We start from the raw sequence: 18433 nt of genomic DNA, 5'->3' as shown, positions 1-18433 counted from the left end.
GGGCGCATCGCGCCGCGGCGGAACGGAGCGGAGGGGGCGCCCGGTGGGCGGGCGCCCCCTCGCCGGATCTCCGCGCACCCATCCCGACGAGTCAGGAGAACCCCGCGTGACCTCTCGCATACCCCGGTTCCACCGCCGCAGACGGTGGCTGCCGCTGTCCGTCCTGGCCGCCGCCACGGCGACGGTGACCCTCGCCGGCGCCGTCCCGGCCGGCGCCGCGCCGGTGTCCGGGCCCGCCCAGCGGCCCGCCGCCGCGGGAGCCAAGACCACCTCCCCGACCCCGGCCGGGAAGACGAAGGCGCCGGCGAGCACGCCGGTGAAGTCCGCCGATGCCGGGCAGCCGCTGGTGAAAACGGCGGCCGACCCCGGCTTCCGGCCGTTCGGCCTCGGCCAGGTGCCCTGGTCGGAGTTCTGGTCGGCGCAGCTCTCCGACGCCGTCTCCGCGCAGGTCAACTACGGCTCCGGCAACCTGCTGGTGAGCGTGGAGGAGTTCGGCGTCGCCGACGCCGGGCCCGGCCTGTCGCTGGGTCACGTCCACAACAGCCTCAACGGCGTGGGCTGGCAGGCGACCACCGGCACCGACCACCACGTGCGGGAGGTCACCCCGAACGCCGTCTACGTCCAGGGCCCCTCGGGCACCGTCGCCGTCTTCGAACGGGACGGCTCCGGCTTCATCCCCGCCGCCGGCTACCGGCAGGACCTCACGCAGTCCGCGGACAAGAAGTCCTTCACCCTCACCTCGCGGGAGAACGGGCAGAAGACCACCTTCTCCCGCTCCGGCACCTCCGGCCTCGCGCACGTCACCAAGGTCGAGGACCGGAACGGCAACGCCACCACCGTCAGCTACTCCGGCGGCTTCACCTCGAAGATCACCTCGGCCTCCGGCCGGACCCTCACCTTCGCCCATGACGGCGACCACATCACCAAGGTCACCGACAACGCCGGGCGTTCGGTCTCCTACACCTATACCGGGGACGACCTCACCTCCGTCACCGACACCGAGGGCAAGACCACCCGCTTCGCCCACGACGGCTCCGGCCGGCTGACGAAGATCACCACCCCGGAGGGCCGGCAGACCACCTTCACCTGGGACAGCACGCGCGTCGCCTCCGTGACCCGGGTCGTGAACACCTCCTCCGGCGAGGGGAACACCACGGCGTTCCGCTGGATCCTGCCCCCTGCCACCGGCGGCGAGGGCGTCGTCCGCGTCACCGACCCGCGCGGCCACCACACCCTCAAGGCCGTCGACCACCGCTGGCGCGTCCGGGAGACCGAGGACCCCCTCGGCCGCACCCGCTCCAAGAGCTGGGGCCCGGACAACAACGTCCTGACCGCGGTGGACGCCATGGGCGCGACCCCGGGCGACGGCAACGTCACCTCGTTCTCCTACGACGACGCCTTCAACCCGACCTCCGCGACCATCCCCACCGGCGCGCAGGCGAGCATGAGCTGGGTGGAACGCTCCGGCGGCCAGTATCCGCAGACCCTGACCTCCGCCAGTGACGAGAAGATCAGCAACGCGTACGACACCTCCGGCAACCTGCTCAGCCGGACCGACTCCACCAGCGGTGGCACCGAGGCGGAGTGGTCCTACCGCTACAACCCCGAGGACGGGGAGATGGACTGCGGCGGCCTGCCCGGCCAGCGCTGCTCCGCCACCGACCCGCGCGGCAAGAAGACCACCTTCGCCTACGACGACCAGGGCAACCTCACCAAGGTCACCCCGCCGTCCCCGCAGAAGCCGGTCAGCTACACCTATGACGCGCTGGGCCGCACCAAGACCACCACCGACGGCCGCGGCGTGACCACCACCTACGGCTACGACCACCGCGACCGCGTCACCAGCCAGGAAGCCGGCGGGCAGACCGCGTCCTTCACCTACGACGACGACGGCAACCTGACCACACGCCGCACCCCCGCGGGCACCTCCGCCTTCAGCTACGACGAGCAGAACCGGGAGCGCTCCCGCACCCTCCCCGCGGGCGGCACCACCTCCGTCACCTACGACGAGAACGGCAACACCGCCACCGTCACCGACGCGGGCGGCACCACCCGCTACGCCTACGACGAGGCCAACCAGCTCACCACGCTCACCGAGGCCGGCGGCGCCGAGACCACCTACGCGTACGACGACAACGGCAAGCGCACCAGGACCACGTACCCCGGCGGCACCACCCAGAGCGTCACCGTCGACGACTCCGGGCGCGTCACGCGGATCAAGGCCGCGAACGGCTCCACCACCTTCTCCACCCTGGAGTACGACTACACCCGCTCCGGCGAGGACACGGACAAGATCCGTGAGCGCACGGCGGACGGCGCCGCCACCGCCTACAGCTACGACACCCAGGGGCGGCTCACCAAGGCCGTCGAGACCGAAGACGGCGAGACCACGGCCGGCTGGTCATACTGCTACGACAAGGCCGGCAACCGCACCGGCTCCTCCACCGGCGCCGGCCTCCCCGGAAGCTGCGCGGACGCCGAGCACAGCTACACCTACAACGACGCGGGTGAGCTGACCTCCTACGACGGCGACGACACCTTCGCCTACGACGGCGCGGGCAACGAGACCGCCGCCGCGAGCCCGGCCGGCGCCCGCACCGGGGCCACCTGGTCCCCCTTCACCCAGCTGACCCGGCTCTCCGCCGGCGGTGAGTCCACCACCGCCTCGTACGCGGGCGTGGACAACACCGACCGCCTCACCCGCTCCGGCACCACCTTCACCCAGACCGCCCTCGGCCTGACCCGGGAGACCGGCGGCAGCGGCCAGGCCACCGGTTTCGTCCGCGAGCCGTCGGGCAACCTCACCGCCATGCGGAGCGGGGGCACCAGCCACTACTACCTCACCGACGTCCAGGGCAGCGTCATCGGCCTGGTCGACGCCTCCGGCGAGCGGACCGCCGGCTACAGCTACGGCCCCTACGGCGAACCCCGCACCGCCACCGGCCCGCAATCCACCCAGCCCTACCGCTACACCGGCACCTACCTCGACCCCACCGGCCTCTACAAAATGGGCCACCGCTACTACGACCCCCACCTCGGCCGCTTCACCCAGCCCGACCCCAGCGGCCAGGAAACCAACCCGTACCTCTACGCGAGCGGCGACTGCGTCAACCGCACCGACCCCACCGGGCTGTTCAGCTTCTCCGATGTCTTCGACACGGGCAGTGACATCTTCGGAGTCGTCACAGGCTGTTTGGGAGGGATCGGGGCTGCGGCAGAGACCGGCGCCATCACATACGCCTCCGCGGTCGGTGGCGTGGTCGGTGCCGGAGTTGGCAGCGCGGTAGGCGCCGGTGCTGCCGTAGTCGGCAGCTGTGCGCTCGGAGGCGTCGCAGGGTACTACGGAGCGGACATCATCACCTACGGATGACACGCGAAGAATAGCTGGACAGGGAACCACGAATCCCCGTGGGTCGGGAACTCCTTTCCGACCCACGGATTCCCTGCGCATGCGGGGGAGTCGCGGGAAAAAACGACGAAGGAGTGCATCAATGGATCACGCAATAAAGAGGGTGCAAATTTTTTCTGCGATTCTGATCGCAGGAGGAATATGCGCTTGCCTTGCTGGAATTACTACCGGAGATGCCGTGCCGATCACGCTCGGAGTGATCGCCTCGGTCTGTGGAGTAGTTCTGGCGGTCTTCGCTTTCCTGGGGCGCCGGAAGAATCACCCCTGATGCGATGATGTGGACCGGATAGCAAGCCTGATGGCCACTCAGGCCGACTCCAGGGCTTGATCAAGTTCCTTGAAGGTTCGGGGTTGTTGGTGATACCCAGGAGCGGGAGGGCTCGTTCGAGCTGGCCAACTGGGGATCCCTGGCAGGGCGGGCAAGCGGCGATTTCGATTACAAACATGACGACCTTTCCGGGCTGGTGCCGGAGAAGGTCGCCGTTTTGGCGGTCGCCGGCAGCCTACCGTAACGGAGTATCCATGAACATGAAACTGAAACTCCAGATATTCATAGCCGCAGGGTATTTTGCGGTCGTTGCCATATTGGTGGCCGGATTCAGGGCGGACAGTACCGACCGAGCAGTCTACTTGTCCCTGGGGTTCTCTGCGCTCGCCTGTCTCGTGGTACTGACCTTCACCACTTGGCGAGGCCTGAAAAAGGGCAGGGGCAAATACCTGTGAGGGGCGGATCAACACCTGCGGCCCTGCATGAACTTGGAGGCGGACTTGCCATCAGGATCGCGCTGTTTGCTGAAGGTATCGCCTACTTGTTCGCGGAGGCAGATCGACCGTGCGGAACGAGATGAAGGGCCTGATTCGAGAGTTGCCCGCCATCGCCGCTTTCTGCACCGTATGGGGGGTGCCGTATTCTTGATCACTTGGATTCTGACTGAATCCGGTGCCGGCCAGTCGACATGGAGGGGACTTGGTGCAGCCGCCATGTGGTTCGCCATCATTCTCTGCTGGCAGGCCCTGAAAGCCGCCTTCACAGCGATCCGGCCAATGGAGCGGAATGGATGAGAAGCGTCTCGTTCTCATCCTCTGCACGGTTCTCACCTTTCTCGCCATTGGCCTGGTGGTTGGGTTTCCTGGATTCTCACACCCTTCGGCCATGCTCATTTTTGCCATCGCCGCGATTCCGGTTCTTTACCTACTCCTCTCGCGTCATGGCAGAAGTCGGTAGAGAGCCGCACGTGCGGTGGTCGAGGAGAATCTGCGAGGTGACGGACCGCCGCTCGGCTGGGAAACCGTGTGGACGCGCCATCGTGGGGGCGGAAGAAGGCGTGGGCGCGGTGCCGCGGGTGGGGCTCCCCGCGGTACCGCGCCCTCTGCCGTCCGGCTTCCCCGGACGTCAGATGCTGAACCTCTCCTGGGCCAGCAGCGGACGCACCCGGCGCGCGAACCCGCCGGTGCGGAACGGCCGTTGCAGCAGCCCCGGGCTCAGCTCCTGGGCCAGCGCCGCGGCGATCATCCCCTGGTCCAGAGCGAGGACGAAGTCGCTGACGCGGCCCGTGGCGGTGTTCACCGAGTCGCGGAAGCCGTAACCGCGCTCGTCGTACGCGCCGAAGTCCTTCTCCAGCGCCCGCAGGTTGGCGATGGCCTCGCTGCGCGCGTAGGGCAGGGCCAGGAAAGAGGCGTGCGGGGTGACGACGCCCTTGGAGTTGTAGCCGTCCACCTGCATGCCGATGGCGTCGACGCCGTACTCGCTGTAGCCGCCCTCGGGGATGTTGGAGGGCGAGAAGCCCCAGTAGCCGTAACCGGCCTCCTCCATCCCGTGTTCGATGTGGCTGCGGACGTAACGGCTGTGCGTGGTGCCCCAGGAGCGCGGCGACCACTCGGGCTCCGGCACGAACAGCGGCACCATCAGCGCCTCGAACATCGAGCCGCCCCAGGTGGGGACGAGCTTCTTGCCGCGGTAGGTGTAGTGGCCGTTGAAGAGGCGGACGCCGCCGATCGTCTCGTAGCCGCCGCCCGGGGTCTGCTCCTGCTCCCACTCGGGCAGCATCGTGCGGAACATGTGCCAGTAGTGGTCGCCGGGGAGTGAGCCGTCCGCGATGCCGAGGTAACTGGCCATTCGGGGCTCGGTGTTGAGGGCGCCGTAGTGGTGCCCGGTGGGCTCGCCGGTGTCGGTCCAGAAACCGCCGCGAAGCTGGCCGGGGCGGGCCGCCGGGTCCTCCGGGTCGTACGGCGTGTAGTAGTACGACCAGTCGGCGGTGGCCAGGATCTTGCTGATGCGGCCCCGCAGCGTCGGCTCGGCGTCGGCGGCGATCCGCAGACCGGTGACGAGCCAGGCGTTGTCGACGGAGGAGAGGAACGGCCGCACGGGGTTGCCGTCGGGCCACACCTTCAGCACCGAACCGTCGTGCGCGTCATACCAGTTGAGCCAGAAGCCGTGGTGGCGCTCCAGCTTCTCCACGGCGGCGACGGTGCCGGTGAGGCGGCGGCGCATGGTGTCCCGGCTGATCACGCCGAGCCCGGCGGCGGCCACGGTGGCCCACATGCCGCAGCCGATGTTGGTCGGCGAGGTCTCCTGCGAGGGGACGGGGCGGCCCCCGGCGCTCAGGTCGGTCTTGTCGGCGGTGAGCCCGAAGTCGGTGGTCATCGCCTCGATGGAGCGGTAGGTGTCGCGGAACCACTTCAGCAGCAGCGCGCGGTCACCTCCCGGGGCGGCGGCCGGGGTTGACGTCCCGGCGGGCGCGGCGACGGCGCTCGCGGCGCCGAAGGAGACGGTGGCCGCTGCGGCCCCGGCTCCGGCGAAGGTGAGGAAGGTACGACGGTCCATGGCAATCCTCCTGCTGGCTGCGGGTGAGGGAGGGACGGATCGGTTCCTGGCGTACGGGTGCGCGGTGCCCGGCCCACGGTGTGGGTGTGCGGAGCGTCCGGCGGGGGTGGCGTGGCAGCCCGGAGAGAGGGACCGGGCGGCCCTGGGGGGTGACGTATCCACTCCGCGCGGCGGCGCGGGGCGGCCGGATCGGCGGAGACGAGCGAGAAAACGAGAGGAGAAGAGAGGAGAAGAGGGGAGGGAGGGGGCACCGGGGGCCGGCGGGACCGTCAGGTCCCCGCCGGCTCCCGGCCCCGTGGTGGCGGCTCCCCGGGGGGACTGGGAGCCGCCACGGGCGGCGGCCGCCGGGACGGGCGTCAGGCGCCGCGCGCCCCGGGTCCGGGCCGGCCGCCGGTCAGGGGGTCACGGCGTGCGGGGCAGCCGCGGCAGGGTGCGGGTGCGGCCGAAGCCGCCCAGCCAGGCGGCGGAGGGCTTCGGGGTGCGGGCGAAGGTCTCCGGGTCGAAGGCGACCAGGCCGAACGTCGGCTCGTAGGAGCCCCACTCGTAGTTGTCGAGCAGGCTCCAGGCGAGGTAGCCCTGGACGTCGACGCCGTCCTCGATGGCCGCGGCGACCTCGTCGAGCGCGCCGGCGTAGTAGTCGAGGCGGCGGTCGTCGTCGGCGGTGGCGATGCCGTTCTCGGTGACGACGAGCGGAACGCCGGGGGCGATCTCGGCGGTGTGACGGAGCGCGTGACCGACGGCGCTCGGGTAGTACTCCCACTGCGTCAGGGTGCGCTCGGCGTCCTCGGGCGCGGGGATCGGCCCGTCGGGCCCGATGCGGGTGCGGGTGTAGGACTGGACGCCGATCCAGTCGTCGGCGCGGGCGGCCTCGATGAAGACGTCCTCGCGGGGGTGGCGGTAGGCGGCGGTGGCCTCCTCGGCGCCGTCCACGGCCTGGTAGACCTGGTTGGCGATCGTCCAGCCCGTGTTGATCGTGGCGTCGATCTCCTTGACGGCGGCGGTGGCCGCGCGGTGGGCCTCGATGATCGCTTCGGTGGTCTCCGCGTCGGGGGTGGGCAGGCCCGCCGGGGGGAAGCCGCCGTCGCCGTTCTTCGCGGCGCCCGCCATGACGGCGATCATGTTGGGCTCGTTGATGGTGCAGACGTGGCGCACGCCCTGGTTGAGGACGGGCGCGCAGGCGCGTACGTAGCGGGCGAAGAGGTCGGCGGCGCCGTCGGCCGTCCAGCCGCCGCGCTCCTCGAACCAGCGCGGCACGGTGAAGTGGTGCAGCGTGACCATCGGCCGCAGCCCGCGCTCGAACGCGCCTTCCACCATGCGCCGGTAGTGGGCCAGCGCGGCGCGGGAGAAGTGGCCGGGGGCGGGCTCGATGCGGGCCCACTCGATGGAGAAGCGGTAGTCGGTGAAGCCGAGGACGGCCATCAGGTCCATGTCCTCACGCCAGCGGTGGTAGCTGTCGGCGGCGTCGAGGCTGGGTTCCTTGATGTGGGGGGTGCCGCTGTGCTCCTTGTGCCACCAGTCGCTGTTGGTGTTGTTGCCCTCGATCTGGTGGGCGGCCGTGGAGGCGCCCCACAGGAAACCGTCGGGGAAGGGCGTGGAGGAGGCAGGCGTCATCGTCATGTCTTTCCTGGGTGGTGGGGGCGGGCCGCTCGTGCGGGGCGGCGCGGGCGTGGCGGGGAGAGGGGTCGCGGCGCTCGCCTCACCCCTTCATCCCGGCCGTGGCGAGGCCCTGGGTGAAGTGGCGCTGCATGGCGACGAAGACGAGCAGCACCGGCAGGACGATCAGGAAGGACCCGGCCATCAGCACCCCGTTCGCGCCGTTGGCCCGGTTGGGGTCGGTGGCGAAGGTCGCCAGCGCGACGGGGAGGGTGTACAGGTCGGGGTTGTTGGTCGCCACCAGCGGCCAGACGAAGTTGTTCCAGGACTGGAGGAAGGTGAGGATCGCCAGGGTCGCCAGCGCGGGCTTGACCAGCGGCAGCACGATCCGCCAGAAGATGTACCACTCGCCGGCGCCGTCCAGCCGGGCCGCGGCCAGCAGTTCGTCGGGGACGGAGAGCATGAACTGCCGCATCAGGAAGACCCCGAACGCCCCGGCGGCGAACGGCAGGACGAGACCGGCGTAGGTGTCGATCAGCCCCATCCGGCTCATCAGCACGAACAGCGGCAGCAGCATCAGGTTGCCCGGCACCATCAGGGTGCCCAGGACCAGGCCGAACAGCTTGCCGCGCCCGGCGAAGTCCAGTTTGGCCAGGGCGTAGCCGAGCATCGAGCAGAACAGCAGGTTGGAGACGGTGACCAGGGTGGCCACCACGGTGGAGTTGAGGAAGTACAGGGGCATGTCGAGCTTGTCGAGCAGCTCCTGGAAGTTGGCGAGGGTCCACTCGGTGGGGATCCACACCGGCGGGCTGGCCGCCAGTTCCGGCTTGGTCTTGAAGGCGGAGAGCGCCATCCAGACGAAGGGCGCCGCCATCACCAGCAGCCCGCCGGAGAGCAGGGCGTAGACCGCGGGCCTGCGCAGCCGGGATCCGGTGCCCGGCCGCCGGCCCGCCGGTTCCTTGCCGGGCCGCGCGTCCGCCGGGCGGGTCGCGCTCCGCGCGGGGTCGGGGAGAGGTGCGGTGCTCATCGGGTGTTGTCCTTCAGCAGACGGAGCTGGAGCACCGTGACGCCCATGATCACGACGAAGAGGACGTACGCCATCGCGCTCGCATAGCCCATGTGGAAGAAGTTGAAGCCCTCGCGGTACATGTTCAGCGAGACGGTGAGCGTGGAGTCGGCGGGCCCGCCCGCGGTCATCACGAACGGCTCCTCGAAGACGTTGAGATAGCCGATGGTGGTGATCACCGTGGCGTAGAGCAGGGTGGGCCGCAGCAGCGGGACGGTGACCCGGCGGAACTCCTGCCACAGGCCGGCCCCGTCGAGCCGGGCGGCCTCCCGGACGTCCGGCGGGATGGCCTGGAGCCCGGCGATGAACAGCACCATGACGGTGCCGAGGTTCCGCCAGACGGCCATGACGATCAGCGAGGGCATGGCGAGGGTGGTCGAGCCGAGGAAGTCCGGGGAGCCGAGGCCCACCTCCGCGAGGAGCCCGGCGACGAGCCCGTCGGCGGGGTCCAGCACGAAGCGCCAGACGACGGCGACGGCGACGATGCTGGTCACCACGGGGGCGTAGAAGCCGACCCGGAAGAAGGTCCGCATCCGGTCGATGCCGTTGTTGAGCAGCACGGCGACGACGAGGCCCGCGCCGATGGTCAGCGGCACCCCGGCGACCACGAAGTACACGGTGTTGAAGAGCGAGGTGAGGAAGCGCTCGTCGGCCAGCAGCTTCGTGTAGTTCTCCAGCCCGATGAACTCCGCCGAGAACGGGTCGGTGACGTGCGCCAGCCCGAAGTCGGTGAAGCTCATCACCAGGGTGGCGACGATCGGCAGTGCCATGAACGCCGCGAACAGCGCCAGGAACGGGACGGAGAACAGCCAGCCCGCGAGGTGCTGCCGGGCCACGCCGGAGCGGCGGCGGCGCCGCCCGGCCGGAGGGGTCGTGCCCTCCGGCCGGCCGGGCCGTCCGCCCGCTCCCGGCGGGCCGGCGGCGTCGCCGGCCGCGGCCGTGGTCGGGTCGGTGGTCGGGGAGGTCATGGGTTACTTCACGAGCCCCGCGGTCTCGGACTGCATCTTCTTCGCCGCCTGCTCGGGCGTGGCCTTGCCCTGGGTCACCGACTCGATCGCGGCGTCGATCTTGGAGGAGAACTGGGCCCACTCGGCCATCGCCGGGACGGCCTTGGCGTTCTCCATCTGCTCCCGGAAGACCTTCAGGTTCTCGTTGCCCGAGAGCCGCTTGTCGTCCCAGGCGGCCTGGTTGGCGGGCAGGTCGGTGGTGCGCTCGAACCAGTCGGCCTGGGTGTCCGCCTCGGAGAGGTAGGCGACGAAGTCGGTGGCGGCGGCCTTGTGCTCGCTCTTCTTGGAGATCACCAGCGAGGAGCCGCCCGCGAAGGAGGTGGCGGAGGCGTCGGCCGGGACGGGGGCCGCGGCCCACTTCCCCTTGAGCTGCGGCTGGTTGTCGGCGATGTTGGTGACCTGCCACGGGCCGGAGAAGAACATCGGCACGCTGCCGTTGCCGAAGTCCTTCACCACGTCGTAGCCGGGCTGGACGCTCTTCTTGGCGAAGCCCTTGTCGAAGTACGTGCGGTACTCCTCCAGGGCCTTCACGGCCGCGGGGCTGTCCAGGGCGGGCTTGCCGTCCTTGATCAGTTCACCGCCGGCCGAGTAGAAGAAGGGCAGCCAGTTCTGCCAGGCGTCGAGGTTGTAGGGCTGGAGGGAGATGCCCCACTTGGTGTCCGCCTTCTTCTGGTAGGCCTCCGCGAGGGCGGACAGCTCCTTCCAGTCGGCGGGCGCCTGGTCGATCCCGGCCTTCTCGGCGAGGTCGGTGCGGTAGTAGAGCACGCGGGTGTCGACGTACCACGGGACGCCGTAGGCCGTGCCGTCGACGACGTTGCCCTCCCAGGAGGCGGGGAAGAAGTCGTCCTTCGTGAACTTCCCGGTGTCCACCGGCTCCAGGACACCCAGCGAGGCGAACTCGCCCATGAAGGTGGAGCCCATCTGCATCACGTCGGGCAGGCTGCCGGCCGCGGCGGCGGAGACGAGCTTCTGGTGGGCGACGTCCCAGCCGACCGGGGTGACCTTGACGGTGATGTTCGGGTTCGCCTTCCGGTACTCCTTGGCGACGTCCACGAGCTTCTCGCCCTCGGCGCCCATGGCCCAGACGGTGAGGGTCTGCTTCTGGTCGGCGGCGACGTCCTCGCCTCCGGACCCGCCACAGGCGGACAGGGCGGCGACCGTCACGAGCGAGACGGCGACCGATGCGGTTCTGGCGGCGCGGTGCATGGACGGCTCCTTCGGGGTTCCCCGGCCGGGCGGGTGCGGGGGCACGACCGGGCGTGCCGCCGGGGAGGGATCTGGGATGAGAGGGGTGGTGGAGGGCTGAGGTGGGGGGCTGAGGTGGGGGCCCTGTACCGGGCTTCGGTACGGAGATTTTTGGCTGATGTATGCGCTACCTGTAAGCGCATACATCACTCTGGGGACCGGTTCCGGAAACCGCAAGAGGCGGTCAGGTAACGCTCCGATAACGGAATACGGGCCCCCCTGAGGGTGCCCGGGGACACCGGGCGGGGCCGCCGGACCGGCCGCTCCCGCCCGCCCGCGAACCCACGGCCGAGCCTAGGCGCCGACGGTCCGCCCCAGGTCACGCCGGGATCGCGGCGCCATTCCGGGACGGCGACCACCGGGCCCGGACGTCACGCGGGCCGTGGGACCGGCGACGAAGGGTGACGGCGGGGGTGATGCGAGGGTGGTGCGGGGGTGATGGCGAGAGGCAGCGGACACAGAGGGCGGGCCGGCGGCGAAGATCGGCCACTGAGAGACGCCTGACGGCAACCGGGCACGCCGGCGCCCCAGCGGCGGGTGGCCGCCCGTCGCCGCCCCGCCGTCCCGTTCGCCCCGCCGCCCCACCGCCCCGCCGCCCCGCCGTCCCGCCGTCCCGTTCGTCCCGCCGTCCCGCTATCCGCAGCCGCAGCTCGCCCGCCGGACCGGGGTGACCGGCAGCATCAGCGACACCGGCTCCCGGGTCCGGTCCGCCAGCCGCTGCGCGAGCAGGCCCACGGCCTCCTCCCCCATCCGCACCGTCGGCTGCCGCACCGTGGTCAGCGCCGGGCGGACCAGCCGGCTCAGCGGGATGCCGTCGAAGCCGGTCACCGCCATGTCGGCCGGCACCCGCACCCCGCGCCGCTCCAGCGCCCGCAGGGCGCCCACCGCCATCTGGTCGTTGGCGAAGACCAGCGCCCGCGGGGGCTCGCCGGCCCGGTCCAGCAGGACGTCGACCGCGCGGTCCCCCTCGGTCTGCGTCATCAGCGACGCCCGGTGGTCGGGCTCCGCGGGGACGGGGACCCCGGCGGCCAGGCACGCCTCCCGGTACCCCCGGAATCGCGCCTCCACATCCGGCGAGCTCTCCTCACTGCCGACGAACGCCAGCCGGCGCAGCCCGTGGTCCTCGATGAGATGGCGGGTGAGTTCCCGCTGGCCGTCCGCGTTGGCCACCTCGATGTGGTCGAGGTGGTCGATCTCGCGGGGGCCCGCCAGGATGACGACGGGCAGCCGCCGGGAGATCACCTCCAGGTCCTCGGTGGGCACGGTGCGCGCCAGCACGGCGAACCCGTCGACCCGCCCGGCGACCTTGGAGACCAGGCTCGCCGGACCGCCGTTCAGCGAGGCCGCGATGAGCAGCGCGTACCCGTGGCGGCGCGCGGCCCGCTCCATGCCGCGGATGATCTGGTCGGAGTAGAGCATCGCCGCGTCGTCGTCATCGCTCGCCTCGGCGCCGGCCTCGGCGTCCGGGTCGGCGTAGTCGGGGAAGCACAGGCCCAGCACTCCCGTGGAACGGCTGGCCAGCCCGCGCGCGTTGGCGCTGGGGACGTAGCCGAGCTCGCGCGCCGTCGCCAGCACGCGGTCGCGCGTCTCCCGGCGGACGGAGTCCGGGTTGCGGTACACCCGCGACACCGTCGCGATGGAGACGCCCGACCGCTGGGCGACGTCGTACACCGTGGGAGCTGCGCTCACCGGACCACCTGGGATTCGAAGCGGTTGTGCGGATGGTTGCACCATGAAAGCGCATTCACCCTAGGTCGTGCCGCCGGAATCGGGCAAGGAGGGGCAGGTCACCCGGGGTCCCGCCGCGCTGCGGCCGGGCAGCCGCCTCGGGCGGCGCCCGGGGAGCGGGGGCGCGGCGCGGGCATCCGGCACCCGGGGCGGGCCCGCGGGCGGGGACGGGAATCGCCACGAGAACACGTCAGAACACATCGCGCAGGGTGTCCAGCAGGCGCGCGATGTTCGCCTCGTCGCGCCGGTAGTAGGTCCACTTGCCCCGCCTGGTGGCGATGACCAGTCCCGCCTGCCGCAGCGTCGCGAGGTACTGCGAGGTGGTCGACTGCCCCAGGCCCGTGCGCCGCTGGATGTCACTGACACAGACGCCGATCTCGGCGTCACCCGCCTCCTGCCCGGGGAAGCTCATCGGGTCCTTGAGCCACACCAGCATCTGGCGGCGGGCGGGGTTGGACAAGGCCCGGAACACAGCCAGCAACTCAGCTTCCTCGAACACGGCGACGATCCTAACCCAGTAACACATTGACAATCCGCGATATGACGATCCAAGATTGCCGCATGCCAACTTCCATGCGCGCAGCCGAACTCGTCCGCTTCGGCGATCCGGACACCGCGTTCACCCTCCGGGAGCTGCCCGTACCCACCCCCGGCCCCGGCCAGGTGCTGGTGCGGGTGATGGCGACCTCCGTCAACCCGCTCGACCTCCAGACCCGGCGTGGCGACTACCGCGACCACCTGCCGTTGCCCGCCGTGATCGGCAACGACGTGTCCGGTGTGGTCGTCGGCAACGGCCCCGGCGCGAACGATTTCCGGCCGGGTGACGAGGTCTGGTACCTGGCACCGATCTTCGCCGGGCAGGGCACCTACGCCGGGTACCACGTGATCGACCAGGACCTGGTCGCACGCAAGCCGGCGCAGCTGTCACACGTCGAAGCCGCCGGTCTCACCCTGGTGGGCATGACGGCGTGGCAGGCGCTGGCCGAGCGCGCCGGACTGCGGGCCGGTGAGCGGGTCCTGGTGCACGGAGGAGCCGGCGGGGTCGGCTCCGCGGCCGTCCAGGTGGCCGTCGCGCTGGGAGCCGAGGTCGTGACCACCGCACGGGCGGAGCACCACGCGTTCGTCGGCGCGCTGGGAGCCTCCACCGCGATCGACCACTCGGCCGGTGATTACGTGCCGCAGGTCCGCGCACTCGGCGGGGTGGACGTCGTGCTGGACACCGTCGGCGGGGACACCCTCAGCCGCAGCCCGGAGGTCCTGGCCGACCATGGCCGTGTGGTGTCGATCGTGGACATCCCGCAGCCGCAGAATCTGCTGGCCGCGTGGGCCGTGAACGCGACCTACCACTTCCTCTTCGTCGGCCCCGGCCGGGCGGGGCTCGAAGCGCTCGGCCGCCTGGTCGAGCAGGGCAGGCTCAAGCCCGTGATCGGTGCCGTGTTCCCGCTGTCCGAGATCGCCCAGGCGCACCAGCTGCTGGAGAGCGGCACCACCGCCGAGGGCCACCGGCGCCCCAACGGCAAGATCGCCATCACCGTCCACCAGCAGGGCGAGAGCCCCGCACCGCACGGCGCCTCGGCCTGAGCGGCACAGCCGGCCCGGGCCGGGCCGGCTGCCACGCCCCGCACGCGGGGTCGCGCGCCGCCGGGCCACACGCCCCCGCCCCGCGCGCCGGCCGGGCGTCCCGTCCCCGTGATCCCACGGCCCTGACCACCACCAGCGGGGCCCACTCTCCCCCGCGCCCGCTCCCCCGAGGCCGTCCTGCCCGAACCGGCCGCACCGCCGCACCGCCGCACCACAGCCTCCGCCCGGCCCAGCCCCCACCGCCTCGACGCCCTCCCCCACCCCCTTGACGCCTCGTCCTGCCCGATATCGGGCAGAAATGTTGCACAAGGGAGAGCCCGGCCCGCAGTATCGCTCTGTGCTCGAACAACCCGCGTCCCACCACGACCTCGTGGACCACCTCGTCCGCACCACGCCGCTGCGGCGCGGCGAGGCGGTCCGGGTGATCCTCGACGTCCTCGCGTACTTCGACGAACCCGTCGAGGAGTTCGTCCGCCGCCGCCACCGCGAACTGCGGTCCGGCGGACTCGGGAACGACGCGGTGTTCGAGCGCATCGCGGCGGAGTTGCCGCACCGCGCGGTGGCCCCGCCCACCCTCACGCTGCGGCAGCTCCGCCGCATCGTCTACGGCTGAGCGCGCGTCCCGCGCCCCCGCGCGCCCCGCCAACCGGCGGACACCCAGCGGCCGCCCGCCCGCCACGGCCGCCCGGGGAGAGAGCACCCGAGAACACCCGAGGACACCGGAGGACCCAGTATGTGCGGAATCGTGGGATACATCGGCAAACGTGACGTGGCCCCGCTGCTGCTGGAGGGGCTCCAGCGGCTGGAGTACCGCGGTTACGACTCCGCGGGCATCGCCCTGCACGGCAGCGGCACCGGCCGGGCCGGCGGCCTGCGCACCGCCAAGGCCAAGGGGCGGGTGCGCGACCTGGAGGCGAAGCTCCCGCCGCGGTTCGCCGGGACCGCCGGCATCGCCCACACCCGCTGGGCCACCCATGGCGCGCCCAGCGACGAGAACGCCCACCCGCACCTGGACGACGCCGGCCGCGTCGCCGTCGTCCACAACGGGATCATCGACAACGCCGCCGAGCTGCGCGCCCGGCTCACCGCCGCCGGGGTCGTCTTCGCCTCCGAGACCGACACCGAGGTGCTGGCCCACCTCATCGGCCGCGCCGAGGCGGAGACCCTGGAGGAGAAGGTCCGCCACGCCCTCCGCCACATCGAGGGCACCTACGGCATCGCCGTGCTCCACGCCGGCTTCCCCGACCGGATCGTCGTCGCCCGCAACGGCTCCCCGGTGGTCCTCGGCATCGGGGAGAAGGAGATGTTCGTCTCCTCGGACGTGGCCGCGCTGGTCAGCCACACCCGCCAGGTGATCACTCTCGACGACGGCGAGATGGCCACCCTCACGGCGGACGACTACCGCACCTACACCACCGAGGGCAGCCGCACCGCCGCCGCCCCGACCACGGTGGAGTGGGAGGCGGAGTCCTACGACATGGGCGGCCACGACACCTATATGCACAAGGAGATCTCCGAGCAGGCCGACGCCGTGGACCGCGTGCTGCGCGGCCGTATCGACGACCGCTTCGCCACCGTGCACCTCGGCGGACTCAACCTGGACGCGCGCGAGGCCCGCGCCGTGCGCCGGGTGAAGATCCTCGGCTGCGGCTCGGCGTACCACGCCGGCCAGATCGGCGCGCAGATGATCGAGGAGCTGGCGCGCATCCCGGCGGACGCCGAACCCGCCAGCGAGTTCCGCTACCGCAACCCCGTGGTGGACCCGGACACCCTCTACATCGCCGTCAGCCAGTCCGGCGAGACGTACGACACCCTCGCCGCCGTGCAGGAGCTGAAGCGGAAGGGCGCCCGGGTCCTCGGCGTCGTCAACGTCGTGGGCAGCGCGATCGCCCGGGAGACGGACGGCGGCGTCTACGTCCACGCCGGGCCGGAAGTCTGCGTCGTCTCCACCAAGTGCTTCACCAACACGGCGGTGGCCTTCGCCCTGCTCGCCCTCCACCTGGGGCGGATCCGGGATCTGTCGGTCGCGGACGGCCGCCGGATCATCGACGGGCTGCGCCGCCTCCCCGGGCAGATCGAGGAGATCCTCCGCGGCGAGGAGCGGATCGCGAAGCTGGCCGCGGCGTACGCGGATGCGAAGAGCATGATGTTCGTCGGCCGGGTGCGCGGCTTCCCCGTGGCGCGCGAGGCCTCGCTGAAGCTCAAGGAGGTCTCCTACATCCACGCCGAGGCCTATCCGGCGTCGGAGCTCAAGCACGGCCCGCTGGCCCTGATCGAGCCCGCCGTGCCGACCGTCGCCATCGTCCCGGGCGACGACCTGCTGGAGAAGAACCGGGCCACGCTGGAGGAGATCAAGGCGCGCAGCGGCCGCATCCTGGCGGTGGCGCACGTGGAGCAGGAGAAGGCGGACGACACGATCGTGGTGCCGGCGAACGAGCCGGAACTCGACCCCGTCCTGCTGGGCATCCCGCTGCAACTGCTCGCCTACCACACGGCGCTGGCGCTGGGCCGGGACATCGACAAGCCGCGCAACCTGGCGAAGTCCGTGACCGTCGAGTAGACCTCCGGCGCCGGTGGACGACCCGCCGCGCACCCGGCGGGGACGGATCGGACCGGGAGCCGGCGTAAGCGCCTCGTCCCAGGGCTCCCGCGGCCTGGCCCGGGGCGAACACCTGGCCGGTGACGGCGGGCCCGGGCGGCGCCTGGCGGCGGGGGCCGGCCCCCGCGCGTGCCACCATACGCGCGGGGGGCGGTCTCCCCCGGGGACCGGCACCGCCCTGTGCGCCGGCCCGGTTGCCGCCCGCCCGGTGACCGTCACGTCCGAACGGCGGCACTGTCTGTCAAATACCCGCTGGCAGCAGCGATTTCACCCCCACCCGCGAGTATTTTGTGACCGGGACCGCATCGTGACCGCGCGGATCCCGGACCGGCGGTCCGGGCGCCGTCGGCCCATGAAGGACGCACCGGGCAACCCGGGGGGACACGGGTGGGAACGGCCTCACGCTCACGCGGCGCGCGCACCTGCCCGGGGTGAGGGGCACCGTACGTGACGACCGTCCCCGAAGGGCACGTGTCCTGGCTCAGCGCCCGGAGTGCCTGAAGGCTCAGAGCACTGGAGGCCGCCCAAGGCGGGTCATGGCCCACACCGTGGACCAGCGCAGGGGACGGCGCGGTCCACAGGCGGTGCGCCAGCCCTCCGCGAAACCCGCGAACCAGGCGCGCAACCCCGGCGCGTCACGTGTACGTGCCACCGTCAGTGCCACCCACACACCCAGGTAAACGGGTACGAGCGGCGCCGGGAGGTGACGGCGGGCCAGGTAGACCCGGTTGCGGGCATTGGTGCGGTAGTAGATGGCGTGACGGGTGGGCGAGGTGCGGGGGTGCTGGAGAAGGAGGTCCGGAGCGTAGAGGATCTTCCACCCCGCATCCATCGCCCGCCAGGCCATGTCCGTCTCCTCGTGTGAGAAGAAGAAGGCGTCGGGCCAGTGGCCGACCTGCTCGAGCATCTTCCCCGACAACACGTGCGCTCCGCCCAGGAACGCCGTCACCCGCCCCCCGCGCATCGGGTTGCCGGAGCACAGGCGCGGGACGTGGCGGCGCTGGGTGAACCCGGTCTCGTCCGCAATCCGGAACCCGACGATTCCCAGTCGCGGGTCGGCCTCGTACAGCTCCACGATCCGCTTGAAATCGGTGTCGGAGACCAGCAGCCCGTCGTCGTCCAGGTCCAGGACGAGATCCATGTCCCGCAGATGCTCCAGGGCGACGTTCCGGCCGCCGGTCACCCCCAGGTTCTCAGCGAGTTCCACCGTCTCCACCCAGTGCGGCAACCCCAGGTCGGCGAGCGAGCACCCGTTGCCGACGACCACCGTGCGTGTCGCAGGCGTGGTCTGCGAACGGACGGAGGACAGCAGCGCCGCCAGTTCCATGGGGCGGGTCCCCATGGTGAGGATCGCGACACCCAGCGCCATACCCACTCGAAC

Annotated in this window: 13 protein-coding genes; 5 read left to right on the top strand and 8 right to left on the bottom strand. The window is 71.3% G+C overall.

The genetic code is table 11. The features are described 5' to 3' along the window. The first annotated feature begins 106 nt into the window (after positions 1-106). On the top strand, positions 107-3370 hold the full coding sequence (locus HCK00_RS18725; protein WP_311765378.1) for an RHS repeat-associated core domain-containing protein: 3264 nt from the start codon (positions 107-109) through the stop codon (positions 3368-3370). A gap of 561 nt (positions 3371-3931) precedes the next feature. Beyond that, positions 3932-4132 (top strand): hypothetical protein, encoded by a 201-nt coding sequence (locus tag HCK00_RS18720; protein WP_168103149.1) that lies wholly within the window; start codon positions 3932-3934, stop codon positions 4130-4132. 670 nt (positions 4133-4802) lie between these two features. On the opposite strand, the gene HCK00_RS18715 is transcribed toward HCK00_RS18720, so the two are convergent. The 7 genes from HCK00_RS18715 to HCK00_RS18685 all read right to left on the bottom strand — a co-directional run bounded on the left by HCK00_RS18715 (position 4803) and on the right by HCK00_RS18685 (position 13371). Next, entirely contained in the window at positions 4803-6233 is a 1431-nt protein-coding gene (locus HCK00_RS18715) for a glucoamylase family protein (RefSeq protein WP_168103148.1), read from the bottom strand. 402 nt (positions 6234-6635) lie between these two features. Further along, on the bottom strand, positions 6636-7850 hold the full coding sequence (locus tag HCK00_RS18710) for a glycoside hydrolase family 1 protein (RefSeq protein ID WP_168103147.1): 1215 nt from the start codon (positions 7848-7850) through the stop codon (positions 6636-6638). Between the two features lie 79 nt (positions 7851-7929). Then, complete coding sequence (locus HCK00_RS18705) at positions 7930-8853, bottom strand: carbohydrate ABC transporter permease (RefSeq protein ID WP_168103146.1); 924 nt, start codon at positions 8851-8853, stop codon at positions 7930-7932. Continuing rightward, positions 8850-9860 (bottom strand): carbohydrate ABC transporter permease, encoded by a 1011-nt coding sequence (locus tag HCK00_RS18700; RefSeq protein ID WP_168103145.1) that lies wholly within the window; start codon positions 9858-9860, stop codon positions 8850-8852. The genes HCK00_RS18705 and HCK00_RS18700 overlap by 4 nt, the downstream gene beginning before the upstream one ends. Before the next feature lie 3 nt (positions 9861-9863). After that, positions 9864-11105 (bottom strand): sugar ABC transporter substrate-binding protein, encoded by a 1242-nt coding sequence (locus HCK00_RS18695; protein ID WP_168103144.1) that lies wholly within the window; start codon positions 11103-11105, stop codon positions 9864-9866. 672 nt (positions 11106-11777) lie between these two features. Then, a complete protein-coding gene (locus HCK00_RS18690) occupies positions 11778-12815 on the bottom strand; it encodes a LacI family DNA-binding transcriptional regulator (RefSeq protein WP_311765384.1) in 1038 nt (345 codons plus the stop codon). 247 nt (positions 12816-13062) lie between these two features. Beyond that, the gene (locus HCK00_RS18685; protein ID WP_168103142.1) at positions 13063-13371 is read right to left on the bottom strand and encodes an ArsR/SmtB family transcription factor; all 309 of its coding nucleotides are present in this window, start codon (positions 13369-13371) and stop codon (positions 13063-13065) included. A gap of 62 nt (positions 13372-13433) precedes the next feature. On the opposite strand from HCK00_RS18685, the gene HCK00_RS18680 reads away from it, so the two are divergent. From HCK00_RS18680 to glmS, 3 genes are all read left to right on the top strand, one after another. Then, positions 13434-14453, top strand: coding sequence for a zinc-binding dehydrogenase (locus HCK00_RS18680; RefSeq protein WP_168103141.1), 1020 nt, complete (start codon positions 13434-13436; stop codon positions 14451-14453). A 337-nt stretch (positions 14454-14790) separates the two neighbouring features. Then, a complete protein-coding gene (locus HCK00_RS18675) occupies positions 14791-15066 on the top strand; it encodes a hypothetical protein (RefSeq protein ID WP_168103140.1) in 276 nt (91 codons plus the stop codon). Between the two features lie 120 nt (positions 15067-15186). Next, complete coding sequence (gene glmS / locus HCK00_RS18670) at positions 15187-17013, top strand: glutamine--fructose-6-phosphate transaminase (isomerizing) (RefSeq protein ID WP_168103139.1); 1827 nt, start codon at positions 15187-15189, stop codon at positions 17011-17013. A 544-nt stretch (positions 17014-17557) separates the two neighbouring features. Here the strand turns inward: glmS and HCK00_RS18665 are convergent. Continuing rightward, on the bottom strand, positions 17558-18421 hold the full coding sequence (locus tag HCK00_RS18665; protein ID WP_168103138.1) for a glycosyltransferase family 2 protein: 864 nt from the start codon (positions 18419-18421) through the stop codon (positions 17558-17560). Between the last annotated feature and the right edge of the window lie 12 nt (positions 18422-18433).

Source organism: Streptomyces zingiberis (genome assembly GCF_012034935.1).
Classification (GTDB): domain Bacteria; phylum Actinomycetota; class Actinomycetes; order Streptomycetales; family Streptomycetaceae; genus Streptomyces; species Streptomyces zingiberis.
Note: the sequence above shows the minus strand (reverse complement) of the source record. Positions and strands in the feature narration are given on the sequence as shown.

What these genes read in the sequence shown, in the direction of transcription:
- HCK00_RS18720 (WP_168103149.1), top strand. Translation starts at nt 3,932, where the DNA reads ATGAACATGAAACTGAAACTCCAGATATTCATAGCCGCAGGGTATTTT.
- HCK00_RS18715 (WP_168103148.1), bottom strand. Translation starts at nt 6,233, where the DNA reads ATGGACCGTCGTACCTTCCTCACCTTCGCCGGAGCCGGGGCCGCAGCG.
- HCK00_RS18710 (WP_168103147.1), bottom strand. Translation starts at nt 7,850, where the DNA reads ATGACGATGACGCCTGCCTCCTCCACGCCCTTCCCCGACGGTTTCCTG.
- HCK00_RS18705 (WP_168103146.1), bottom strand. Translation starts at nt 8,853, where the DNA reads ATGAGCACCGCACCTCTCCCCGACCCCGCGCGGAGCGCGACCCGCCCG.
- HCK00_RS18700 (WP_168103145.1), bottom strand. Translation starts at nt 9,860, where the DNA reads ATGACCTCCCCGACCACCGACCCGACCACGGCCGCGGCCGGCGACGCC.
- HCK00_RS18695 (WP_168103144.1), bottom strand. Translation starts at nt 11,105, where the DNA reads ATGCACCGCGCCGCCAGAACCGCATCGGTCGCCGTCTCGCTCGTGACG.
- HCK00_RS18680 (WP_168103141.1), top strand. Translation starts at nt 13,434, where the DNA reads ATGCCAACTTCCATGCGCGCAGCCGAACTCGTCCGCTTCGGCGATCCG.
- glmS (WP_168103139.1), top strand. Translation starts at nt 15,187, where the DNA reads ATGTGCGGAATCGTGGGATACATCGGCAAACGTGACGTGGCCCCGCTG.
- HCK00_RS18665 (WP_168103138.1), bottom strand. Translation starts at nt 18,421, where the DNA reads ATGGCGCTGGGTGTCGCGATCCTCACCATGGGGACCCGCCCCATGGAA.